20 protein-coding genes are annotated in these 22,175 nt (G+C 72.6%); 4 read left to right on the forward strand and 16 right to left on the reverse strand.

Features of this window, described 5'->3' with window-relative positions:
• The first annotated feature begins 69 nt into the window (after positions 1 to 69).
• Positions 70 to 1,380 carry an ammonium transporter gene (locus AC5WRT_RS20415; protein WP_496100469.1) on the forward strand — a complete coding sequence of 437 codons (1,311 nt, stop codon included), beginning with the start codon at positions 70 to 72 and terminating at the stop codon, positions 1,378 to 1,380.
• Positions 1,377 to 1,715 carry a P-II family nitrogen regulator gene (locus tag AC5WRT_RS20420; RefSeq protein ID WP_496094863.1) on the forward strand — a complete coding sequence of 113 codons (339 nt, stop codon included), beginning with the start codon at positions 1,377 to 1,379 and terminating at the stop codon, positions 1,713 to 1,715. Before AC5WRT_RS20415 ends, AC5WRT_RS20420 begins: the two co-directional genes overlap by 4 nt.
• Here the strand turns inward: AC5WRT_RS20420 and AC5WRT_RS20425 are convergent.
• The 4 genes from AC5WRT_RS20425 to AC5WRT_RS20440 form a co-directional block, all read right to left on the reverse strand.
• Complete coding sequence (locus AC5WRT_RS20425) at positions 1,609 to 2,628, reverse strand: DUF916 domain-containing protein (RefSeq protein ID WP_496094862.1); 1,020 nt, start codon at positions 2,626 to 2,628, stop codon at positions 1,609 to 1,611. The two genes, AC5WRT_RS20420 and AC5WRT_RS20425, sit on opposite strands and share 107 nt — an antisense overlap.
• An 85-nt stretch (positions 2,629 to 2,713) precedes the next feature.
• Positions 2,714 to 4,051, reverse strand: coding sequence for a WxL domain-containing protein (locus AC5WRT_RS20430; protein ID WP_496094861.1), 1,338 nt, complete (start codon positions 4,049 to 4,051; stop codon positions 2,714 to 2,716).
• A 207-nt stretch (positions 4,052 to 4,258) separates the two neighbouring features.
• A complete protein-coding gene (locus AC5WRT_RS20435) occupies positions 4,259 to 4,612 on the reverse strand; it encodes a cytidine deaminase-like protein (RefSeq protein ID WP_496094860.1) in 354 nt (117 codons plus the stop codon).
• Positions 4,613 to 4,661: 49 nt separating this feature from the next.
• On the reverse strand, positions 4,662 to 5,483 hold the full coding sequence (locus AC5WRT_RS20440; RefSeq protein WP_496094884.1) for a helix-turn-helix transcriptional regulator: 822 nt from the start codon (positions 5,481 to 5,483) through the stop codon (positions 4,662 to 4,664).
• Positions 5,484 to 5,643: 160 nt separating this feature from the next.
• Between AC5WRT_RS20440 and AC5WRT_RS20445 the strand changes: the two genes are divergently transcribed.
• Positions 5,644 to 7,077 carry an MFS transporter gene (locus AC5WRT_RS20445; RefSeq protein ID WP_496100470.1) on the forward strand — a complete coding sequence of 478 codons (1,434 nt, stop codon included), beginning with the start codon at positions 5,644 to 5,646 and terminating at the stop codon, positions 7,075 to 7,077.
• Here the strand turns inward: AC5WRT_RS20445 and AC5WRT_RS20450 are convergent.
• The 8 genes from AC5WRT_RS20450 to AC5WRT_RS20485 all read right to left on the reverse strand — a co-directional run bounded on the left by AC5WRT_RS20450 (position 7,062) and on the right by AC5WRT_RS20485 (position 15,101).
• Complete coding sequence (locus tag AC5WRT_RS20450; RefSeq protein WP_496094858.1) at positions 7,062 to 8,081, reverse strand: S66 family peptidase; 1,020 nt, start codon at positions 8,079 to 8,081, stop codon at positions 7,062 to 7,064. The genes AC5WRT_RS20445 and AC5WRT_RS20450 overlap by 16 nt on opposite strands.
• A gap of 51 nt (positions 8,082 to 8,132) precedes the next feature.
• Positions 8,133 to 8,492 (reverse strand): MmcQ/YjbR family DNA-binding protein, encoded by a 360-nt coding sequence (locus AC5WRT_RS20455; protein ID WP_496094857.1) that lies wholly within the window; start codon positions 8,490 to 8,492, stop codon positions 8,133 to 8,135.
• Positions 8,489 to 9,790, reverse strand: coding sequence for a hemolysin family protein (locus AC5WRT_RS20460; protein ID WP_496094856.1), 1,302 nt, complete (start codon positions 9,788 to 9,790; stop codon positions 8,489 to 8,491). Before AC5WRT_RS20460 ends, AC5WRT_RS20455 begins: the two co-directional genes overlap by 4 nt.
• Before the next feature lie 9 nt (positions 9,791 to 9,799).
• Positions 9,800 to 10,297, reverse strand: a complete 498-nt coding sequence (gene ybeY / locus AC5WRT_RS20465; protein WP_496094855.1) for an rRNA maturation RNase YbeY — start codon at positions 10,295 to 10,297, stop codon at positions 9,800 to 9,802.
• A gap of 12 nt (positions 10,298 to 10,309) precedes the next feature.
• Positions 10,310 to 11,389, reverse strand: coding sequence for a PhoH family protein (locus tag AC5WRT_RS20470; RefSeq protein WP_496094854.1), 1,080 nt, complete (start codon positions 11,387 to 11,389; stop codon positions 10,310 to 10,312).
• A gap of 256 nt (positions 11,390 to 11,645) precedes the next feature.
• Positions 11,646 to 12,803, reverse strand: coding sequence for a carbohydrate kinase family protein (locus AC5WRT_RS20475; RefSeq protein ID WP_496100471.1), 1,158 nt, complete (start codon positions 12,801 to 12,803; stop codon positions 11,646 to 11,648).
• Positions 12,804 to 12,867: 64 nt separating this feature from the next.
• A complete protein-coding gene (locus AC5WRT_RS20480; RefSeq protein WP_496094852.1) occupies positions 12,868 to 14,208 on the reverse strand; it encodes a glucarate dehydratase family protein in 1,341 nt (446 codons plus the stop codon).
• Positions 14,205 to 15,101 (reverse strand): 5-dehydro-4-deoxyglucarate dehydratase, encoded by an 897-nt coding sequence (locus AC5WRT_RS20485; RefSeq protein WP_496100491.1) that lies wholly within the window; start codon positions 15,099 to 15,101, stop codon positions 14,205 to 14,207. The genes AC5WRT_RS20480 and AC5WRT_RS20485 overlap by 4 nt, the downstream gene beginning before the upstream one ends.
• Before the next feature lie 277 nt (positions 15,102 to 15,378).
• Here AC5WRT_RS20485 and AC5WRT_RS20490 point away from each other — a divergent pair, with 277 nt between their 5' ends.
• Positions 15,379 to 16,662 carry an MFS transporter gene (locus AC5WRT_RS20490; RefSeq protein ID WP_496100472.1) on the forward strand — a complete coding sequence of 428 codons (1,284 nt, stop codon included), beginning with the start codon at positions 15,379 to 15,381 and terminating at the stop codon, positions 16,660 to 16,662.
• On the opposite strand, the gene AC5WRT_RS20495 is transcribed toward AC5WRT_RS20490, so the two are convergent.
• The 4 genes from AC5WRT_RS20495 to AC5WRT_RS20510 are packed head-to-tail and all read right to left on the reverse strand — an operon-like array spanning position 16,635 to position 22,172.
• Positions 16,635 to 17,639, reverse strand: coding sequence for an adenosine deaminase (locus tag AC5WRT_RS20495; protein WP_496094849.1), 1,005 nt, complete (start codon positions 17,637 to 17,639; stop codon positions 16,635 to 16,637). The genes AC5WRT_RS20490 and AC5WRT_RS20495 overlap by 28 nt on opposite strands.
• A 20-nt stretch (positions 17,640 to 17,659) precedes the next feature.
• On the reverse strand, positions 17,660 to 18,565 hold the full coding sequence (locus tag AC5WRT_RS20500) for a ribonuclease Z (protein ID WP_496094848.1): 906 nt from the start codon (positions 18,563 to 18,565) through the stop codon (positions 17,660 to 17,662).
• Between the two features lie 6 nt (positions 18,566 to 18,571).
• The gene (locus AC5WRT_RS20505) at positions 18,572 to 18,925 is read right to left on the reverse strand and encodes a histidine triad nucleotide-binding protein (RefSeq protein WP_496094847.1); all 354 of its coding nucleotides are present in this window, start codon (positions 18,923 to 18,925) and stop codon (positions 18,572 to 18,574) included.
• A 49-nt stretch (positions 18,926 to 18,974) separates the two neighbouring features.
• Positions 18,975 to 22,172 carry a S41 family peptidase gene (locus tag AC5WRT_RS20510; protein WP_496100473.1) on the reverse strand — a complete coding sequence of 1,066 codons (3,198 nt, stop codon included), beginning with the start codon at positions 22,170 to 22,172 and terminating at the stop codon, positions 18,975 to 18,977.
• Between the last annotated feature and the right edge of the window lie 3 nt (positions 22,173 to 22,175).

A 22,175-nucleotide genomic window follows, 5' to 3' on the forward strand; every position in this document is an offset into this window, starting at 1 on the left:
ACACCCGTACGCAACCGGAAACGCTCACCGGTGACCCTCTGACGAGCCCGCACACGCTTGGAGACGCCCGTGACCCTCGCCGCCGCGCACGTGAACACCGGCGACACCGCCTGGCTGCTTGCCGCCACGGCCCTCGTCCTGCTGATGACCCCGGGCCTGGCCCTGTTCTACGGCGGCATGGTCCGCACGAAGAGCGTCCTCAACATGCTGATGATGAGCTTCGTGTCGATCGCCCTGGTCACGGTGGTGTGGCTGGCGGTCGGCTACTCCCTCGCCTTCGGCGGTGACGCGTTCGACGGACTGATCGGCGGGCTGCGGCAGGCCGGCATGAGCGGACTCGGCCCGGCCAGCGTGCACGGCACGGTGCCCACCCTCCTCTTCGCCACCTTCCAGCTGACCTTCGCGGTCATCACGGCGGCGCTCGTCAGCGGCGCGGTCGCGGACCGCACGAAGTTCGCGGCCTGGCTGGTGTTCGTGCCGGTCTGGACACTCCTCGTATACGTTCCGGTGACCCACTGGGTGTGGGGGCCGGGCGGCTGGATCTCCGCACGGCTCGGCGCGCTGGACTTCGCGGGCGGTCTGCCCGTCGAGATCACCTCCGGCGCCTCCGGCCTCGCCCTGTGCCTCGTCCTCGGCCCGCGCCTGGGCTTCAAGAAGGACGCCATGCGCCCGCACAACCTGCCCATGGTGATCCTCGGCGCCGGTCTGCTCTGGTTCGGCTGGTTCGGCTTCAACGCGGGCAGCGCGCTCGGCGCGAGCGGCCTCGCCGCGGCCGCCTTCCTCAACACCATGGCCGCCGGCTGCACCGGTCTGCTCGGCTGGCTCTTCGTCGAGCACAAGCGCGACGGCCACCCCACCACGCTCGGCGCCGTCTCCGGCGCGGTGACCGGCCTGGTCGCGATCACCCCGTCCTGCGGCACGGTCTCCCTGCTCGGCGCCCTCGTCGTCGGCCTCGCCGCCGGTGTCGTCTGCTCGTACGCGGTGAGCTGGAAGTTCAAGCTGAACTACGACGACTCCCTGGACGTCGTGGGGGTCCACCTGGTGGGCGGGATCATCGGGACCCTGCTCATCGGTCTGTTCGCCGAGAGGGCGATGACCGGCGGTGTGCAGGGTCTGTTCTACGGCGGCGGGCTCGCCCCACTCGGCAAGCAGCTCCTCGCGGTGGTGGCCGTCGCCCTGTACGCCTTCGCGATGACGTTCGGCCTCGGCAAGCTGCTCGACAAGGTGATGGGCCTCCGAGCGAGCGAGGAGCAGGAACACACCGGCCTCGACCTTACGGTGCACGCGGAGACGGCTTACGATCACGGGGTCCTGGGCCACGGCGCCCCGGTCAGCCCGTCCGTCCTCACCTCCGCCCAGAAGGTCAAGAGCCAGGCATGAAGCTCATCACCGCGATCGTCAAGCCGTACCGTCTGGACGAGGTCAAGACCGCCCTGCAGGAGCTGGGCGTGCAGGGTCTGACCGTGACCGAGGCGAGCGGCTACGGCCGGCAGCGCGGCCACACGGAGGTGTACCGGGGCGCCGAGTACCGGGTCGACCTGGTGCCGAAGGTGCGGATCGAGGTCGTGGTGGAGGACGCGGACGCCGACGCCGTGATCGACGCCGTCGTCAGTGCCGCGCGGACGGGGAAGATCGGGGACGGGAAGGTGTGGGCCGTGCCCGTGGAGACGGTCGTGCGCGTGCGGACCGGCGAACGCGGCCCCGACGCGCTCTGACCAGCAGCGTCCCGCACACCGCGGCCGCGAGGAACAGCAGCGCCACGAGCAGCCACGGCAGCGCCAGGAAGGACGCGCCCGCCGACTGCCGGGTGCCGGGCGCGCTCGCGGTCAGCGTCACCTCGCCCCGGTCGAACTGGGGCGCCCCGCGCCAGGTCTGGGTGAGCCGGACCCACTGTCCCGGCAGCAGCTCGGAGGGCACCCCGGACAGCTCCCGGTCGAGCAGCGTACGACCGAACAGCCCGCGCACCCGCAGGTCCACCTCGGGGTCGAGGGTGACGTTGCCGACGTTGCGCAGGGTGCAGGAGACGGTCACCGTGCTCGCGCCCAGCCCCGGGACCAGGGGCTGGCGGTGGCTGATGTGCAGCCCGCCGATCGACAGCGCCGGCAGGGTGGGCCCGCCCACCCGCAGGTAGACGCGGGCGCCGACGGCCCGCCGGATTCCGAGCGCGAGCCGCCCGCTGCCCGGGTCGACGCCCTCATCCAGGGCGACGATGGCGCCGGGATGGTCGCCGGGCTCGGCGCCCTGCGGGACGCGGAGGGTGAAGGGCACGGTGACGGTCCTGTGCGCCGGCACGGTGATCCGCTCCTTCGTGAGCCGCGCCCAGGCGCCCACGCCCCGCATCCGCTCGGTCGGGGTGCGTACGGCGAATCCGCCGTCCCGGGGTGTGTTGTAGGCGTCGGCCGCGTAGAGGCGGAAGGTGAGCGGCGTGCCGGTCCTGTTCTGGACGGCGACCTCGTCGGTGAGGGTCCGGCCGGGGTCGGCGGTGAGATAGAAGTAGGGCCGCGCGGCGATCTGTGAGGCGACCGGGTAGACGGACCAGCTGCCGTTGTCGGCGGCCCGGGCGGGCGCGGTGGTGACGCCGAGGAGCAGGCCGAGGAGGCTCAGGAGGAGGACGTACGGCTTGCGCATGGGTGCGGACCCCCCATGGGCTCGGGCGGTGAGGGTCGGGCGGGTGCGGACCTCGTCGTACGACGGGGGCGCCCGGCCTGTGCGGTCAGGTGAGGGTGAGGGTCAGGACGCCGGAGTAGGCACCCGGGGGCGTGAACGCCGGTACGTCCAGGGAGAGTCCGGCATCGACGGTGAACTCTCCGCCGGTGAGCGTGCCATCGGGCACGGAGGCGAGGGTCGCGCCCGAGGCGCCCAGGGTGCCCGCCGAGCCGGCCTTGCAGGTGCTGGGGCTGCCCGCCTTGGTGGCGCACGAGGGCGTCCAGCTCAGCCTGCTCGCGTCGATCGTGCCGCCGGGACCGGTGAAGCCGGTGACCTTGCCGGTCAGGGACCAGCCCGCGGGCCCGCCCCGGAAGTCCTGCACGGTGACGGTCCGGAGCCTGCCCGTCGAGGCGCCGCCCTTGCCGAAGTCGACCGACGACAGCGCGACGGAGTCCCCGGCCTGGGACATGGACAGCGTGCCCGCCCTGACGGTGGTGGTCAGCTTCTGGCCGCCGGGCGGTACGGGTGTGTTGTCGTTGACGACGTAGGCGGCGGGCCCGGCCCCGGTGTCCGCGCTCCAGGTGCCGCCCTCGTAGGCCACGATCCCCGTGGTCGCCTTGTCTTTGACGACCAGCGCACCGCTGAAGGAGCCCTGGGCGTTCGCGGTCACGGTGGCCGTGTCGGCGGTCTGCTTGTCCCCGGCCCGCCCGGCCAGGGTGACGGTGGCGCCCGGCGTGAAGTTCGTACCGCCCACCGTGACAGCGGCGCCGGGGTCACCGGAGGCCGAACTGAGCGAGATGGCCCGTGTGTTGGCCGGGGCTCCGGTGCCGGCCGTCACGGTCTGGGACACCGGTGCGGGCGGATCGGTGACCGTGCAGGGGGTGTCCAGCTCCAGGATGTAGCTGGTGTGGATGTTGTAGTCACCGGGCGAGAGGGTGATCTGTCCGGCCTTGGTGACGGTGAAGGTGCCGGTCATCGAGAACGACGGGAAGGCGGCCTTCCCCGGCACCGGCGGATTCTTCTTCGGCCCGGCGACGGTCACGTCCCCGGCCTGCGCACCACCGAGGGTGACCTTCCCGGTCGGGGTCATGATGTCGGCCGGCAGGGCGAGGTCGGTGGGGTTGGACGCGGCGGCCGTGACCACCGTGTACGTCACGGTGACGGTGTCGCCGACCTTGGGGCTGGCGTTGTCCACCGACACGCTCGCCGTGGTGGTGCCGTCGATCGGCGGGATGCCCGCGACGGCGGGCGGAATGCAGTGCGTGGCGAAGTCCACGTCCGTGCCGGCGGCACCGGCCGGGCAGGCCAGCGCGCCGCCCGCGGTGACGGCGAGCGCGGTCGCCCCGAACAGCGACGCCCAGCGCCACCGTCGGGATCTTCGTGGTCTTGGGGGTGTCGAACCCATGGGGCCCCCTCCAGAGGGTCGCGGGCGCAGTGGCTCGTCTGCGCCGACAGGGGGCATTGATGTGGAGCGGGGGTGAGAAGTCAATGGAGACGCCGCAGAAATCTGACAGTCCATCAGTTTCCGCGGCGTCCGGAAAAGACCGCTCGGTCGCACACGAACGGACGGTGGCCGCGGCCCGTGTGCCGCTGAGCGCGGCCGGGGCGAGGGTCAGCCGGCGGAGACGGCCGCCCGTACGGCTCCGTCGAGCCCGGCCAGCAGCACCGGTGTCCCCGCGCCGCCGAGGTCGGCGACCGCGGCCAGATCCTGTGCCGGCACGGACTCCGCCTCCGTCACCAACGCCGCCGCCTCCAGCGACGTGGCCCCGGAAGCCACCGCCATGGCCACGGCGGTACGCAGCGCGCTCAGCTCCAGCGAGCGCAGCGACACCGTCCCGGCGACATACGTGCGTCCGGTGTCGTCCCGTACGGCCGCCCCCTCCGGCACCCCGTTGCGGACCCGCACGGAGCGGGCCAGGGTCACGATCTTGCGGTCCTCGGGATCAAGCGCGTTGCTCTCGGTCATGCCCCGAGCATACGAAGCCCCGCTGCCCGGTTACCGCCACGGGTCCGCGTCACCCCGCCACGGGATACATCGCGCCCCGCCGCCCTTCCGGAGACGCCAGCCACTCCAGCTTCGCGGCGGTGTTCGCCTCGTCCAGCGGAGTGTGCAGCACGATCATCAGATCGGGCCGGGCCGGCACCTTCATCACCGTCGACTCCACCACCAACAGCCCGGCCAGGGGATGCTCCAGCTCCTTGCGGATCTGCCCCTGGTCCTCGATGTCCCGCTCCGCCCACATCTCCCGGAACTCGGCGCTGGCCTCGCTCACCTCGGCGAGCACCGCCTGGAACCCCTCGTCGTCCGGCCGCGCCGCACACGCCGCCCGGAACTGCGCCACGACCGTCCGTGCGTTCCGCTCCCAGCTGTGGCTGCGCGCGCGGTACAGCGGGTCGACGAAGAAGTCGACGAGGCAGTTCTGGGTGATGTCCGGCCGCATGCCGAGCACGATCGCGGCCGCGTCGTTGTACATGACGCAGTTGTAGTAGAGGTCCATGATGTGCGCCGGATACGGCATCCACGTGTCGATCAGCCGCCGCAGCCCGTCGCACATGGCCCGCTTCCCGGGCGCCACTTCGGGCGCCGGCGGGTTCATCCCCGCCAGCAGATACAGATGCCGGCGCTCGGCGTCGCTCAGCCGCAGCACCCGGGCGACGGCGTCCAGCACCTGCGGCGAGACGGAGATCTCCCGCCCCTGCTCCAGCCACTGGTACCAGGAGGCGCCCACCCCGGCCAGCACGGCGACCTCCTCCCGGCGCAGTCCGGGCGTACGGCGCCGGCCGCCGCCCACGGGCAGTCCGGCCTCCTCGGGGCTGACCCGGGCCCGCCGACTCATCAGGAACTCGCGCAGTTCTTCGCGTCGCTGACTTCGCGTCGCCTCAGCAGCGGGCACGTGCCGCTCCTCCCCCGTCGTGACGGTCACCCTGTCTGGTGGTGCCACCACCACCATAAGTTCCGACTCCCCACCAGTATTCCGCGCGCCCGAAGCTCGACGCATGGCGATCGACACCACCACCCAGTCCACTCCGACCTCCACGGGCACGACGCTCGACACCCCCCGGCCGCCCCGGTTGTCGACGCGTGACAAGCTCGTCCTGTTCGTCCTGTGCGCCGCCCAGTTCATGGTCGCGCTGGACTTCTCCGTCCTGAACGTGGCACTGCCCGAACTCGGCGCCGACCTCGGCATGAGCCGCTCGGCCCTGCAGTGGGCGGTCACCGCGTTCGCGCTGCCCTCCGGCGGGTTCCTGCTGCTCCTCGGCCGCATCGGCGACCTGTACGGGCGCCGGAGGCTGTTCCTGAGCGGCCTGACCCTGTTCGGCGCGGCCTCGTTGCTGGCCACCCTGGCCTGGGACCCGGCATCCTTCCTCACCGGACGCGCGTTGCAGGGCCTCGGCGCGGCAGCGATCGTCCCGACCGGCATGTCCCTGCTGACCACCACCTTCCCCGAGGGCCCGGCCCGCGACCGCGCCCTCGGCATCTCCGGCACGCTGCTGTCGCTGGGCTTCACCGTCGGCATGGTCGCGGGCGGTGTGCTCACGGACGCGCTCGGCTGGCGCTCCACGATGGCCCTGCTGTCGGTGTTCGCGCTGATCGTGCTGCCGCTGGCCCCGGGCCTGCTGCCGGAGTCGCGCACCCCGGAACGGCCGCGCCTGGACGTGCCCGGCGCGGTCACCGTCACCGCCGGACTGCTGTCCCTCATCTACGCCCTGTCCACGGCCGCCGACCACGGCTTCGCCCGCGCCGACGTCCTCGCCACCCTGGTCGCCGGGCTGCTCCTGCTGGCCGCGTTCACGATCGTCGAGTCCCGTACGGCCGCGCCGCTCGTCTCCCTCCCCATGCTGCGGCGCCGCACGGTGGCCTGGGGCAACGCGGGCGGCCTGGTCACCTTCTCGATGATGTCCACCGTCGTCTTCGTCCTGACCCTGTACCTGCAGGAGATCCTGCGCCTGTCGGCCTTCGAGACGGGCCTGGTCTTCGGCGTGCAGGGGGTGCTGTCGGCCTTCGCCGGCACCCTCGCCCCGAAGGTGATCGGCCGCTTCGGCGCCCGCCGCACCCTCGTCGGCTCGCTGACCGGCCAGGGCGCGCTGATCGCGACGCTGCTCCTGCTGAACGCCCACACCTGGTCGGTCTGGGTCGCCACGGCAGCCGTGTCCCTGGCCAGCATGTGCCACCTGGGCGCGATCATCTCGTACGGCCTGACCGTCACCTCGGGCGTCCCCGACGAGGAGCAGGGCCTGGCCACCGGACTGGTGACCTCCACCCAGCAGGTCGGCATCACGGTCGGCATCCCGCTGCTGGGTGTGCTGGCCACCACCTCCGGCGACCTGCTGAGCGGCGTCCACACGGTCCTCGCCCTGGACGCCGCGATCGTCCTCGCCGCCGCCGTCCTGGTCGGACTGGGCCTGCGCCGGGGTCAGTCCAGCGTCTGAACGATCTCGCTGCGCGCGGCCGTGTGCACCACACGGCCGCGCGCGCCGTTGACCAGGGGAAGATACGGCGCCACATGCCCGCACTCGACGCCCGCGACGATCGGCACGCCCAGGGGGCCGAGCGCGTCGAGGACGGCCTCGCGCTGGGTGAGGGTGGGGTTGTCGGGGGCGTGGGTGCGGCCGACGAGGACGGCGGCGGCGCGGTCGAAGAACCCGGCGAGCCGCATGCCGTGCAGGTGGCGGCAGATGGTGAAGGCGTTGTCCTCGCTCGCCTCGACGTACACGAGCAGCGGCTCGTCCCCGGCGAACCGCGACACGTCCAGGTACGGGGTGCCGGCCAGGTGGCCGATGGTCTCGATGCAGCCGCCGATCAGCCTGCCCTCCACGTCCACGTCTCCGTCGCCGTCCAGCCGGGTCCACGTACCCTCGGCGTCGAGGGTGAAGTCGCGGACCTCCGGGTGTCCGGCGAAGTCGTCGAAGCGAGCGGTCCGGTACCGGCCGGGCGGCGTCTGCGTGAACGGCTCCCCCTGCGGGGCCGTCACGATGTCGAGCCAGGACGTGAGGCCCTCGGGCGTCCGGTAGGGGGTGTCCATCAGGTTGTTGCCGTGGACGGTCGCGACCCCGGTGAGCAGGGTCAGCGGGGCGATGAGGGTGGAGATGTCGGACCAGCCGGCCATCCAGGTCGGCTCGGCCCGCCCGATCGCCTCGAAGTCGAGCAGCGGCAGCAGGTCGATCGCGGTCTCGCCGCCCCACGGGGGCACCACGGCCCGGATCTCCGGGTCGGTCAGCATCCCGGTCAGCTCGGCCGCGCGCTCGGCCGCCGGCGCGCTGATGTGCGTCGAGCCGTCCATGCACCGGCCGACGACCACCTCGTATCCGCGCTCCTCGAGGTCCCGTAGCGCCACGTCGAGGCGGGCGCGCATCTTCTCGGCCACCCCTCCGGACGGGGAGGTCACACCTACACGGTCACCGGGGCGGAGCGGGCGTGGATACCGAGTCGTCATGGCCGGATTGTGGCAGGGGGCCGGCGGGGCCGGGCAACGGGTCTACCGCTCCTACGCCCGGTCCAGCCGCAGCCGCTCCGCCCGGGGCAGCCCCGCGACGACGAGGTCGTACGAGTCCTCGACCAGCTCTCTCACCAGTCGGTCCGGCAGGCCGCCGTCCACCGTCACCGTGTTCCAGTGCCGCTTGTTCATGTGCCAGCCGGGCACGACCAGACCCTCGTGCTCGGCCCGGAGCCGGGCCGCGTCCTCGGGTTCGCACTTGAGGTTGACCGTCAGGGGGCGCGCGTCCAGCGCGGTGAGGGCGAACATCCTGCCCAGCACCTTGAAGACCGAGGTCTCCGGGTTGAACGGGAAGTCCTCCACGGCCGCGTTGAAGGACAGGCAGAAGGCGCGCAGCTCCTGAGGGGTCACTCGGACGTCTCCTCCTCGACGACCGGCACGGAGACCGGTTCCACCAGGACCGTGACGATCTTGTTCCGGCGTCCGGCCGCGGCCTCCGCGGTCAGCTTCAGCCGGCGCTCGTCGGGCAGCTCGACCTCGGCCCACGCGCCCGCGATGGGCACCCGGCCGAGGGCCTTGGCGAGCAGTCCGCCGACGGTCTCCACGTCCTCGTCGTCGTACTCCTCCAGGCCGTACAGCTCGCCCAGGTCGGTGATGTCGAGGCGGGCGGTGACCCGGTAGCGGTCGTCGCCGAGTTCGACGACGGGGGGGAGCTCCCGGTCGTACTCGTCGGTGATCTCGCCGACGATCTCCTCGAGGATGTCCTCGATGGTGACGATGCCGGCGGTGCCGCCGTACTCGTCGATGACCACGGCGACGTGGTTGCGTTCCTTCTGCATCTCGCGCAGCAGGTCACCGGCGTTCTTGGTGTCCGGCACGAAGACGGCGGGCCGCATCGCGGTGGAGACCAGGTCGCTCTCCGCCTCCCGGCTGATGTGCGTCTTGCGGACCAGGTCCTTCAGATACACGATCCCGACGATGTCGTCCTCGCCCTCGCCGGTGACCGGGATCCGGGAGAAGCCGGAGCGCAGGGCGAGGGTCAGGGCCTGCCGGATGGTCTTGAAGCGCTCGATGGTGACCAGGTCGGTGCGCGGCACCATGACCTCGCGGACGAGGGTGTCGCCCAGTTCGAAGACCGAGTGCACCATGCGGCGCTCCTCGTCCTCGATCAGCGACTCCTTCTCGGCGAGGTCGACCAGCGCGCGCAGTTCGGCCTCGGAGGCGAACGGGCCGTGTCTGAAGCCCTTGCCCGGCGTGAGGGCGTTGCCGATGAGGATGAGCAGCGACGGGACGGGCCCCATGATCCGGGCGAGCGGCAGCAGCACGTACGCCGCCGCGGTCGCGGTGTTCAGCGGGTGCTGGCGGCCGATGGTGCGCGGGGAGACGCCGACGGCGACGTACGACACCAGGACCATGACCGCGATGGCGGCGAGCAGGGCCTGCCAGGTGGCGCTGAACTCCTCCAGGCAGGCGTACGTCACCAGGGCCGCGGCCGCCATCTCGCAGGCGACGCGGACCAGCAGGGCCACGTTGAGATAGCGGGTGGGGTCGGCGGCGACCTGGGCGAGCCTGGCGCTTCCGCGGCGGCCGGACTTGACGGCCTCCTCGGCACGGAAGCTGGAGACCCGGGCGAGGCCCGCCTCCGCGCAGGCGGCGAGCCAGGCGACGACGACCAGCGCGATCGCGCCGATCACGATCTGCGGAGACATGCGTGCCGCTTACGAGACGGTCGGCGCCGGGGACGGCCCGGTCAGCCCGCGCTCGGCCCGCCACCCGTCCACGATGGCGGCCTGCAGCCCGAACATCTCGGCCTTCTCGTCGGGCTCCTCGTGGTCGTAGCCGAGCAGGTGCAGCACCCCGTGGACGGTGAGCAGTTGCAGCTCCTCGTCCATGGAGTGCTGGGTCGGGGCTTCCTCGCCCTGTTTCTTGGCGACCTCCGGGCACAGCACGATGTCGCCGAGCAGACCCTGCGGCGGCTCGTCGTCGTCCTTGGACGGCGGCCTGAGCTCGTCCATCGGGAACGACATGACATCGGTGGGCCCGGGCAGGTCCATCCACTGCACGTGCAGCTGCTCCATGGCGTCGGCGTCCACGACGATCACCGAGAGTTCGGAGAGCGGGTGGATGCGCATCCGCGCGAGCGCGTAGCGGGCGATGTCGAGGATCGCCTGCTCGTCGACCTCGGTGCCGGACTCGTTGTTGACGTCGATCGACATGGTCGTGCTGGTCTACTTCCCCTTGGAGCCCTTGGCGCCGGTCTTCGCACGGCCGCTCTTGTGAGCGCCGTTCTCGGTGCCGTACTTGCTGTCGTACTTCTCGTACGCGTCGACGATACGGCCCACCAGCTTGTGCCGTACGACATCGTGGGACGACAGCCGGGAGAAATGGACGTCCTCGACCCCTTCGAGGATCTCCTGCACCTGCCGCAGACCGGACTTCTGCCCGTTGGGCAGGTCGACCTGCGTCACGTCGCCGGTGATCACGATCTTCGAGTCGAAACCGAGGCGGGTGAGGAACATCTTCATCTGCTCGGGGCTCGTGTTCTGGGCCTCGTCCAGGATGATGAAGGCGTCGTTGAGGGTGCGTCCGCGCATGTACGCGAGCGGCGCGACCTCGATGGTCCCGGCCGCCATCAACCGCGGGATGGAGTCCGGGTCGATCATGTCGTGCAACGCGTCGTACAGCGGGCGCAGGTAGGGGTCGATCTTCTCGTACAGCGTGCCGGGCAGGAAGCCCAGCCGCTCCCCCGCCTCCACCGCCGGCCGGGTGAGGATGATCCGGTTGACCTGTTTGGACTGCAGGGCCTGCACGGCCTTGGCCATGGCCAGGTAGGTCTTGCCGGTACCGGCGGGCCCGATGCCGAAGACGATCGTGTGCTTGTCGATCGCGTCGACGTACCGCTTCTGGTTGAGGGTCTTCGGACGGATGGTCCGGCCCCGCGAGGACAGGATGTTCTGCGTCAGCACCTGCGCCGGGGTCTCCGACCCGTCGCTCGTCCCGTTCTCGCTCGCCTTGAGCATGGCGATCGAGCGTTCCACTGCGTCCTCCGTCATCGGCTGCCCGGTGCGGAGCACCAGCATCATCTCGTCGAACACGCGCGAAATGAGGGCGACGTCGGTGGGGTCGCCGACCGCGCTGATCTCATTGCCCCGGACGTGGATGTCGGCCGCCGGGAAGGCCCTCTCGATCACACGCAGGAGGGAGTCGCCGGAGCCCAGCACGGTCACCATGGGGTGCTGGGCGGGGACGGTGAACTGCGCTCTCGCCTGCTCCTGCGCGGGGGTGTGAGCTGTGGGTGTCTGTGTCATGGGCCGGCGCTTAAGGCCTGCGCTTCCTCCTCGTCACGGCCGCACAGCTGAGGGCGGCCTCGCGATTCCAGGGTACGACGGTGCACTGACAACCCCGTAGGACTTTTCGCACCGCCCTGCGTCACACACGGCCCCCGCCCGCACCGCGAGCCGACGGAACCGCGTCCCGGCCACGTGCCCAGTGCCCCGGCAGGCGACGTTCGCCCGTCAAGGAGCGGCCGCCCTCCGGGCAACGACGCGAATCGTCGGACAGGCCCTACGTGGACCTGCGGAAGCCGATCGTCGGCACCGCGCGCCGCAGAGGCCAGGGGCGGTCCAGTTCCTCCGGTACCAGTCCCTCCAGGAACGCGTACCTCTGCAGCGCCGCCGGATCCTGCCCGGGGAGGGCCTGCACCCTGCGCCACCACGCCCCGATCTCCGACCACCCGGGCGCCGACAGCGAGCCCCCGAACTCCTGCACCGACAGGGCCGCGGTGAGCCCCGCGAAGGCCAGCCGGTCCGCCAGCGGCCACCCCGCCAGCGACCCCGTCACGAACCCGGCGACGAAGACGTCGCCCGCCCCCGTGGGATCCAGCGCCTCCACGGCGATCGCGGGCACCTCCGCCGCCTCCCCCGTCCGCCGGTCCACGGCGTACGCCCCCTGCGCCCCCAGCGTCACGACGGCCACCGGCACGTACTCGGTCAGGGCGTGCGCGGCGACCCGCGGACAGTCGGCCCCGGTGTACCGCTTCGCCTCCTCAGCGTTCGGCAGGAACGCCTCACAGTGCTCCAGATCTGCGAGTCCGGCGAGATCCCACGCCCCGGTGTCGTCCCACCCGATGTCGGCGAAGATCCGCGTCCCCTCCCGCGCCGCCCCGGCGATCCACGGCGCGCGCCCGCCGGGCGTCAGCGAGGCCACGGCGGCACGCGCGCGGGGCGGGCACGCCGGGCCGCCCTCGGGGCCGAACACGGCCTCCGGCGGCGGCTCGTGCCCGTGGGACACCATCGTGCGCTCACCCTCGTACGCCATGGACACGGTCACCGGCGAGTGCCACCCGGGAACGGTCCGGGACGCCGACAGATCGATGCCCTCGCCCTGTTCGAGCGCGTCCCAGCAGTACTCGCCGTAGTGGTCGTCCCCGAAGGCCGCCGCGAGCGACGTCCTCAGGCCGAGCCGGGCCAGCGCGGTGGCCATGTTGGCGACCCCGCCGGGGCTGGAGCCCATGCCCCGGGCCCAGGACTCGGTGCCGCGCACCGGCGCCGAGTCCAGGCCGGTGAAGACGATGTCGAGGAAGACCGTGCCCGTCAGATAGACGTCCCAGGGCGGGTCCCCGGGCGTGCGCAACGCGGTGAGCGGGTCGACCTGGGCCTGACAGCGTGCGGCGGGGGTGAGGTGTTCCGGTTCCTCTCCGAGGATCGTGTGCGACGGGGTCACGGTGCGCTCCCTGGCGTGGTGCGGATCCCGCCAGTGTGCACCAATCACCCCGCCGCACAGGGGGCTACCAGCGGGGCATCACCGGTTGCCGCCAGCCGGGTTCGGCCACCCGCATGGCGGACGCGTCGTCGCGGTCGCGCAGCGCGCCGTCGTCCTCGGCCCACCGCCGGTGCAGCCGGGCCAGCTCGTCCCGGTCGAGCTCGACGCCGAGGCCGGGTGCGTCGCAGACGGCGACCTTCCCGCCGCGGAACCGAAGCCGCTCGGTGAGGACGTCCTCGGGCTGCCAGGGATAGTGCGAGTCGCACGCGTGGCGCAGCTCCGGAACCGTGGCCGCGACCTGGGTCATCGCCGCGAGGCTGATCCCGAGGTGGGTGTTGGAGTGCATCGACACCCCGACCCCGAACGCGGCGCAGATCGCGGCGAGCCGCTGGGTGTTGCGCAGCCCGCCCCAGTAGTGGTGGTCGGAGAGCACGATCTGCACGGCGTCCCTGGTGAACGCCTCCTTGATCTCACCGAAGGTGGTCACGCACATGTTGGTGGCAAGGGGGACTCCCGCCCGTCGCCCACCGCCGCCCATGTCCGAGGCGCTTCGCGCCGCCCCTCTCGATCCGGCCGACACCTCGGCCATCGCGGGCGTGCCGAGCGTCGGGTCCTCCAGGTACTCCAGGACGTCCCCGAGTTCCCTCGCCACCTTCAGCGAGGTCTCCACCGACCAGGCGCCGTTGGGGTCGAGCCGCAGCGGACGCCCGGGGAAGGCCTCGGCGAGGGCCCGTACGGCGGCGATCTCCTCGTCGGGCGGGAAGACACCGCCCTTGAGCTTGAACGATCCGAAGCCGTGCCGCCGCTGCAGTTCCCGCGCCTGTTCCACGATCCCGGCCGGATCGAGCGCGGCGCCCCAGTCGTCCGGGTGGGCGGGCACTCCCGCCGGATGTCCGGCCCACTTGTAGAACAGGTAGGCGCTGTAGTCGACGGTGTCCCGCACCTTGCCGCCGAGCAGCGCGTGCACGGGCAGCCCGAGCGCCTTGCCCTGGGCGTCCAGGCAGGCGACCTCGAAGGCGGACAGCACCGACAGCCGCAGCTTGTCGGCGCTCTGCACGCCGCGCAGCCCGCCGGCGTCGAGCTGCCCCTGGACCCGGGACTCGTCCACACCGAGGTCGAGGGCGAACAGACCGTTCACATCCATGACCGACCGTCCGGGGAGCCGTGCGGCCAGCGGGCGGGCCAGTTCGAGGTACTTGGTGTCGCCGTAGGTCTCGCCGAGCCCGGTGATCCCGTCCGCGGTGACGATCTCCACGACGAGCCGCGGGGTGTACGGCTGGTGCACGCCCTGGGTGTTGAGCAGCGGCGCGTCGGCGACCAGGATCGGCGTCAGCCGCACCTCGGCGATGGTCAGGTCACGGGTCACAGGGAGGCTCCTACGAGGTCGAGTCCGGCGGTGAGCAGGGCCTTCAGGTCGGCGAGGTCGGCGGGGGCGGGGTCGGTGAGCGGGGCGCGGACGGGTCCGACGCGCTGCCCGCGCAGCCGGGCCGCCGCCTTCACCAGGGATACCGCGTATCCGGGGGCGCGGTCGCGGAGTTCGACGAACGGGACGTAGAACGCGCGCAGCAGCTTGTCGGCCGTCCCCTCCTCGCCGTCCCGGAGCGCGGCGAAGAAGGCGCCGGCGATCTCGGGCGCGAAGGCGTGCACGGCGGAGGAGTAGGCGGGAACGCCGACGGTGGCGTAGGCGCGGGCCTGGACCTCGGCGGTGGCGGCGCCGTTGAAGAAGAGGAAGCCGTCGGGCGCGGCGAGGGTCAGGCGCTGGAGGCGGTCGAGGTCGCTGTGGCCGTCCTTGAGGCCGATGACGTTCGGGACGCGCGCGATGCGCCGCACGGTGTCCGCGGTGTAGGCGACCCGGCCGCGCTGGTAGGCGATCAGCGGCAGCCGGGTGCGTTCGGCGAGCCGCTCCAACTGGGCGGCGAGGCCGTCCTGCGGGGCGTCGACCAGGTAGTGCGGCAGCACGAGCAGGGCGTCGGCGCCGGCCTCCTCGGCGATCCGGGCGAACCGGGCGGCCTGCGCCCAGCCGTACCCGGTCCCGGCCACGACCGGCACGCTCCCGGCCGCCTCCTCGACCGTGACCCGGACGACCGTCCGGTACTCCTCCTCGTCCAGGGAGAAGAACTCCCCGGTGCCGCAGGCCGGGAAGACGGCGCCGGGCCCGGCTGCCAGCCGGGCGGCGACGTGGGCGCGGAAGCCGTCGGGGTCGAGGGAGCCGTCGCCGTGGAACGCGGTGAGCGGGAAGGACAGCACCCCGCGCGCCATCCCCTCCCGCAGCCGCCGCGCCACGCCACCCGGATCCGGATCGCCGCCCACTGCATCATCTCCCCTTATGAATGACGTCCACATATGAGAACGCAGCGTAAATCTCTTGTACCCGGACGCACACCCTGCAAACCGAAGAGTGACGTAGATCGCACCGCTCGCGCTTCTTCGCAAACCGCGTGCTTGATACAACTTGCTCGCGCGTCCCTGTCCGTCGACGGTCGTCGCCCCTCCCCCCTTTTTCGAGCTCTTCCTTTCGCCTGCCCCGGGAACGCCCGTGTCCGCCCGCCGCACCCTGCCCTGGCCCCTCGCCGCCCTTTTCACGGCCGGGTATCTCGCGCCGTATCTGCTGCCGACCACCGTCGGCCGACTCGATTCCGGGCTGCCGCTCACCCCCACCCAGGCCGGGGCCGTGGGCAGCGCGCTCTTGCTGGCTTCGGCGGCGGCGGGCTTCCTGCTGGCCTCCCGGGTCGACCGGATCGGCCCCCGCTCCCTCGCCCGCGCGGGCCTCGCGCTCGCCGCCCTCGGCTACGGCGGCGCCGCGCTCACCACCTTCGTGCCGGCCGTCGTCACGGGCGCGGTTGTCGGCGGGTTCGGGTCCGGCACGGTCACGGCGGTGGCCGCGGCCGCCATCGCCGCCCAGCGCGATCCGCACCGGGTCACCACGCTCGGCCTGTTCGGCGTCTCCGCCCTGGCCGGCGTCCTCTATCCGGCGATCCCCCGCCTCGGCCCCGGCCACGGCGTGCCGCTGGCCGCCATCGCGCTCACGGCACTCGCCGTGCTGCCGGTCACCGGCCGGCTGTCCGGCCGTACGGCACCTGCGCGCATGGCGTCCACCGTGCGCGGCCGGCTGCCGCACCCGCGCGCCGGACTGCTGCTGGCCGCGACCATGCCCTGCTGGTCCCTCGCCCAGAACGCCCTCTGGGGCGTCAGCGGCCGGATCGGGCTCGACCAGGCCCACCTCACGGAGGTCACCGTCGGGGCGGTGTTCGCGGTCGCGCTCGGCGCCGGACTCCTCGGGGTCGTCGGCGCGGGCGCGCTCGGTCCCCGGCTGGGCCAGGCGGTGCCGATCGGCGCCGGTACGGCGCTGATCGCGGGCTGCATCGCGCTCAGTGCGTCGGCGTCCGACCTGCCGGCCTTCGCGGCGGGCGAGATCTCCTGGAACCTGCTGTACCCGGTCGTCCTGTCGTATGTCATCGGCCTCGCCGCCTCCCTCGACCCGCGCGGCCGGTGGGTGGTGCTGGTCGGCTCGGCGGCCTCGCTGGGCACGGCGGCGGGGCCGCTGGCGGGCAGTGTGCTGGCGGCGGGGACGGGCTTCCCGGCGATGGGCAGACTGCTCGGCGCCGGGCTGCTGCTGATCGCCGTGCCGATGACGGCGGTGGCGCTGCGGGCGGGCGGGCGCCCCCTGCCGGTGGTGGAAGTCCCGGTGGTGGAAGTCCCGGTGGTGGAAGTCCCGGCCACGGAACTTCCGGCAAGGGAACTCCCGGTCGTGGAACTCGCGGTGGAGACGCCCGCCGTGCCCGACCGGCGCGCCTACGGCACCGCCTCGCCGAACTCGTAGGCCGCCACCTCGGCGAGGTAACGGGCCCGCCGCTCCTCGTCGTCCTCCAGGAAGGAGGCGAGGAAGGAGTTGCGGGCCAGTTCGCGCAGCCGGTCCTCGGTCAGCCGCAGCGTCTCCCGTACGGCGTCGAAGTTGTCGCCCGCGTACCCGCCGAAGTACGCGGGGTCGTCGGAGTTGACCGTGCACAGCAGCCCGGCGTCGAGCATGGCCGGCAGCGGGTGGTCCGCCAGGGTGTCGACGGTGCGCAGGCGGACGTTGGACAGCGGGCACAGGGTGAGCGGGATCCGCTCCCGGACCAGCCGCTCGACCAGCGCCGGGTCCTCCATGCAGCGCAGGCCGTGGTCGACGCGCTCGACACCGAGCACGTCCAGGGCCTCGGTGATGTACTCCGGCGGACCCTCCTCACCGGCGTGCGCGACCCGGCGCAGCCCGAGCGCGGCGGCGGCCTCGTACACCTCCCGGAACTTCACCGGCGGATGCCCGACCTCGGCGGAGTCCAGGCCGACGCCGGTGATCCGGTCCAGGTACGGCCGGGCCGCCCGAAGCGTCTCCATGGCCGACTCGGCGGAGGCGTCCCGCAGGAAGCACATGATGAGCTTCGTGGAGACACCGTGGTTCTCCTCGCTGCCGCCCAGCGCCCGCCCCAGCCCCTCCACCACCGTGCCCAGAGGAACGCCGCGCGCGATGTGGGCCTGCGGATCGAAGAAGATCTCCGCGTGCCGGACGCCCTGCGCGGCGGCCCGCGCCAGGTAGGCGTTCGCCAGGTCGGCGAAGTCCTGCGCGGTGCGCAGGACGGCCATCAGCTCGTAGTAGAGGTCCAGGAAGGACTGGAGGTCCTGGAACCGGTAGGCCTCACGCAGGGCGTCGGTGTCGGCGTACGGCAGGGTCACACCGTTGCGGGCGGCCAGCTCGAACGCCAGCTCCGGCTCCAGGGTGCCTTCGATGTGGAGGTGCAGTTCTGCTTTCGGGAGGGGCATCAAGGCATCGTACGGATGTTTCACCGACGTTTCGGAACCGGCACGCGCTGCAGATCGTGCGCCACGGTCAGCTCGCCCTCGAAGCCGGCCGCCCGCGCCTGCCGCTCGAACTCCTCCGGCTCCGCGTAGCGCTGGCTGAAGTGGGTGAGGACGAGATGCCGCACCCCCGCGTCCCGTGCCACCGCCGCCGCCTGACCGGCCGTCAGATGGCCGAACTCGACAGCGAGTTCCGTGTCCTCGTCGAGGAAGGTCGACTCGATGACCAGCAGGTCGCAGCCCTCGGCGAGCGCGTGCACGCCGTCGCAGAGCCGGGTGTCCATGACGAACGCGAACCGCTGCCCGCGCCGCACCTCGCTGACGTCCTCCAGACGCACGTCCCCGAGCCGGCCCTCGCGCTGCAGCCGGCCGACGTCAGGACCCTCGATCCCGTGCGCGGTGAGCCGGTCGGGCAGCATCCGGCGGCCGTCCGGCTCGATCAGCCGGTAGCCGTAGGACTCCACGGGGTGGGAGAGCCTCCGGGCCTCGAGCGTGTACGACGGGGTCGCCGCGAGGATGCCGTCGGTGATGACCGGTGCTTCGGTGAGGCGGACCGTCTCCCGGTAGGCCGTGGCGTACCGGAGCCGGTCGAAGAAGCGCTGCCCGGAGCGCGGATAGTGCGCGGTGACCTCGTGCGGCACCTTGTCGAGGTTGATCCGCTGGATGACGCCGGCGAGGCCCAGGGAGTGGTCGCCGTGGAAGTGGGTGACGCAGATCCGGTTCAGGTCGTGGACGGCGACCCCGGCGCGCACCATCTGGCGTTGTGTGCCCTCGCCGGGGTCGAACAGGATGCCCTCGCCGTCCCACCGCAGCAGATAGCCGTTGTGGTTGCGGTGCCGGGTGGGGACCTGGCTGGCGGTGCCGAGGATCACCAGTTCACGTACGGACACGGCCGGTTACCCGGGCGGCCACTGCAGTCCACGGCCGCCGAGGAGGTGCGCGTGGGCGTGCCAGACGGTCTGTCCGGCGCCGCTGCCCGTGTTGAAGACGATGCGGTAGCTCTCCAGCTTTTCCTCGTCCGCGACGGCCTGGGTCTCGGCGAGGACGTCGGCGGCGAGCTGCGGGGCGCCGGCGGCGAGGGCGGCGGCGTTCTCGTAGTGGGCCTTCGGGATCACCAGGACATGGGTGGGGGCCTGGGGGTTTATGTCCTGGAAGGCGACGGTGGTCTCCGTCTCGCGGACGATCGTCGCAGGGATCGTACCCGCGACGATCTTGCAGAACAGGCAGTCGTCCTGCGGTTCGCCGGCCATGCGTGTGCCTCCTCACGCTGGTGATCAATACCGGTGCATCGTAGTCGTATCAGGCCGGCAGCACCGGCGGTGTCTTCGCGGGCCGTTCCTCGAGCGCTTCCAGGGCGAGCCTGACCGCCGCGTCCAGCTGGGTGTCCCTGCCCTCCGCCCAGTCCTGGGGCCGCTGGACCACCTCCACGTCCGGATCCACCCCGTGGTTCTCCACGTCCCAGCCGACCCCCTCCAGCCACATCGCGTACTTCGGCTGGGTCACCAGGGTGCCGTCGACCAGGTGGTAGCGACTGTCGATGCCGATGACGCCGCCCCAGGTGCGGGTGCCGACGACCGGGCCGATGCCGAGAGCCTTGATCGCCGCGTTGACGATGTCGCCGTCGGAGCCGGAGAACTCGTTGGCGACGGCGACGACCGGGCCGCGCGGGGCGTCGAGCGGGTAGCTGGTGGGGCGCATGCCGCGCGGGAGGTCCCAGCCGATGATGCGGCGGGCCAGCTTCTCGACGACCAGCTGGGACGTGTGGCCGCCGCGGTTCTCGCGGACGTCGACCACCAGCCCCTCGCGGGCCACCTCCACGCGCAGGTCCCGGTGGATCTGCGCCCAGCCGGGGGCCTGCATGTCGGGCACGTGGAGATAGCCGAGCCTGCCGTCGGAGGCGGCGTGGACGTGCGCACGGCGGTCGGCCACCCAGGCGTGGTAGCGCAGCGGTTCCTCGTCGGCGATCGGGACGACGACCGTGTGACGCGGTTCGCCGCCGCCTGCCGGGGAGACGGTCAGCTCCACCGGCTGGCCCGCCGTGCCGACGAGCAGCGGCCCCGGGCCGGTCACCGGGTCGACGGTGTGTCCCGCGACGGCGATGATCGCGTCCCCGGGACGGACCGCGACGCCGGGCGCGGCGAGCGGGGAGCGGGCGTCCGGGTCGGAGGTCTCCGAGGGCAGGATGCGGTCGATGCGCCAACTGCCGTCCGGGTGCCGGGAGATGTCGGCGCCGAGCAGACCGTGCCGGGGCCCGTCGCCCCGGCCGCCGGCGGGGATGACATAGGCGTGCGAGGTGCCGAGTTCGCCGTGCACCTCCCAGAGGAGGTCGACCAGGTCGCTGTGGGTGGCGACGCGGGACAGGAGCGGGCGGTAGCGGTTCAGGACGCCGGCCCAGTCGGCGCCGCCCAGGTCGGGGCGCCAGAAGTGGTCGCGCATGAGGCGGCCGGTCTCGTCGTACATCTGCCGCCACTCGGCGACCGGGTCGAGGGTCTGCCGGACGCGGGCCAGGTCGACGGTGACGCCGATGTCGCCGTCGTCGTCGGTGCCGGTACGGCGGTCGCCGGGGACGACCCGGAGCCGTTCGTCGGACCACAGCAGGACGCGTCTGCCGTCGCCGCTGACCTCGAAGTGGTCGGCGCCCGCGGCCAGATGCTCCAGGCGCCGCTGGGTGAGGTCGTAGCGCTCCAGCTCGGTGCGCGGGTCGGGGTCCTCGGGGTGGGCGCGGGCGGCGCCGAGGACGCCGTGCACGGGGTGGCGGAGCCAGAGCACGCCGTCCTTGGCGGCGCGCAGGGTGGAGTAGCGCCCGGCCTCCACCGGGAAGGGCACGATCCGGTCGGCGAGGCCTTCGAGATCGATGCGGGTGGCGGGGGTGCCCTCGCTGTCCGGGGTCTCTTCCTTGTCGGGGGTCTCGAAGGGGCGGCCGTGCCGCTGCGGGCCGAAGGGTGAAGGGGTGGTGGCGGCCAGGGTGATCAGGTGCGGGCGGGCGCCGACCACGAACGCGAGGTCGAAGACGTGCTCGTCGTAGACCGGGTCGAAGGCCCGGTTGGAGAGGAAGGCGAGGTACTTGCCGTCGAGAGTGAAGGCCGGGGCGTAGTCCTGGAAGCGGAGCGGGGTCGCCTCGGTGACCGACAGGTCGGTGGTATGGGCGATGCGCAGTTGGGAGAGCGGGCGGGCGCCGGGGTGGGCCCAGGCCAGCCAGGCGGAGTCGGGCGAGAAGGCGAGGCCGGAGACCTCGCCGTCGTCGCTGCGGTCGACCTCGCGGACCTCGCCGGTCTCCCGCTCGACGAGGAGCAGGCGTCCGTCGTGCGCGGCGACGGCGGCCCGGCTGCCGTCGGGGGCCATGGCCAGCTCCAGCGCCCGGCCGAGCTGCCCCGCGGCCAGCCGGCGGGGCGGGGCACCCGGCACGGTCCCGGTCGCCGGGGCGAACTCCAGGGCGTCGTCGCCCTCCGCGTCCGTCACCCACACCACCCACTCCTCGCCCTCGGCGCGGAAGGTGCGCGGCATCCGGGCGCGGACGCCGGGAGTGGCCGCGAGGGCCCGGGCGGGCCCGGAGCGATGCGTGACCCAGTGGATCCCGCCGCGCACACAGACGGCGCTGCCGCGCGCGGTGTGGTCGGGGGACGCCTCGCCGAACCAGCGGGCGGCGTTCACCGGCAGGGGCCGCAGATCGACCCGTGGCCCGCCGAGGCGCACGTCCAGCCGACGCGGTTCGGCGCCCTCCAGGTCCTCCAGCAGCCACAGCTCGCCGCCGGAGCTGTAGACGACGCGACCGCCGTCACCGGAGGCGTGCCGGGCGTAGAAGCCGTCGAGGGGGGTGTGCCGGCGCAGGTCGGAGCCGTCGGCGAGGGAGGAGTACAGCGCGCCGGTGCCCTCGTGGTCGGACAGGAACGCGATCCTCCCCGTCCCCACCCACACCGGGCACTCGATGTTCCCGTCGACCTCCTCGTGCAGCCGCTCGAACTCCCCGCTCCCCTCCCGGTCGATCCACAACTTGCCCGCCGTGCCGCCCCGGTAGCGCTTCCAGTGGGCGGCCTCGCGGCCCATCGGGGCGGACAGCAGCACGGTGGCCGGGCCGAGGGCCACATCGCCGACCGGGCCGTACGGCAGGGTCTCGGCGGGGCCCGCGTCCAGCGGGACGGCGTACGCCCAGGTGTGCCGGAAGCTGTGCCGGCCGTGCGCGCCGAGCGCGAGCACCCGCCCGTCGGTGGTCCAGCCGCGCACCTCGGTACGGCGGTTGCCCCAGTGCGTCAGCCGCTGGGCCGGCCCGCCCTCGACGAGGGCCACATGCACCTCGGGCGCGCCGTCCCGGGTGGAGGTCCAGGCCAGGTGCCGTCCGTCCGGTGAGATCCGGGGCATGCTGACCGGCATGTTGTCGGCGCTGACCCGCCAGGCCCGGCCGCCCTCGAGGGGCGCGAGCCAGACGTCGTCCTCGGCGACGAACGCCACCAAGTCGCCGTGTACATGCGGGAATCGGAGATAAGCGGCACCCTGAGTCACCCC

Source organism: Streptomyces sp. NTD91, from assembly GCF_059510455.1.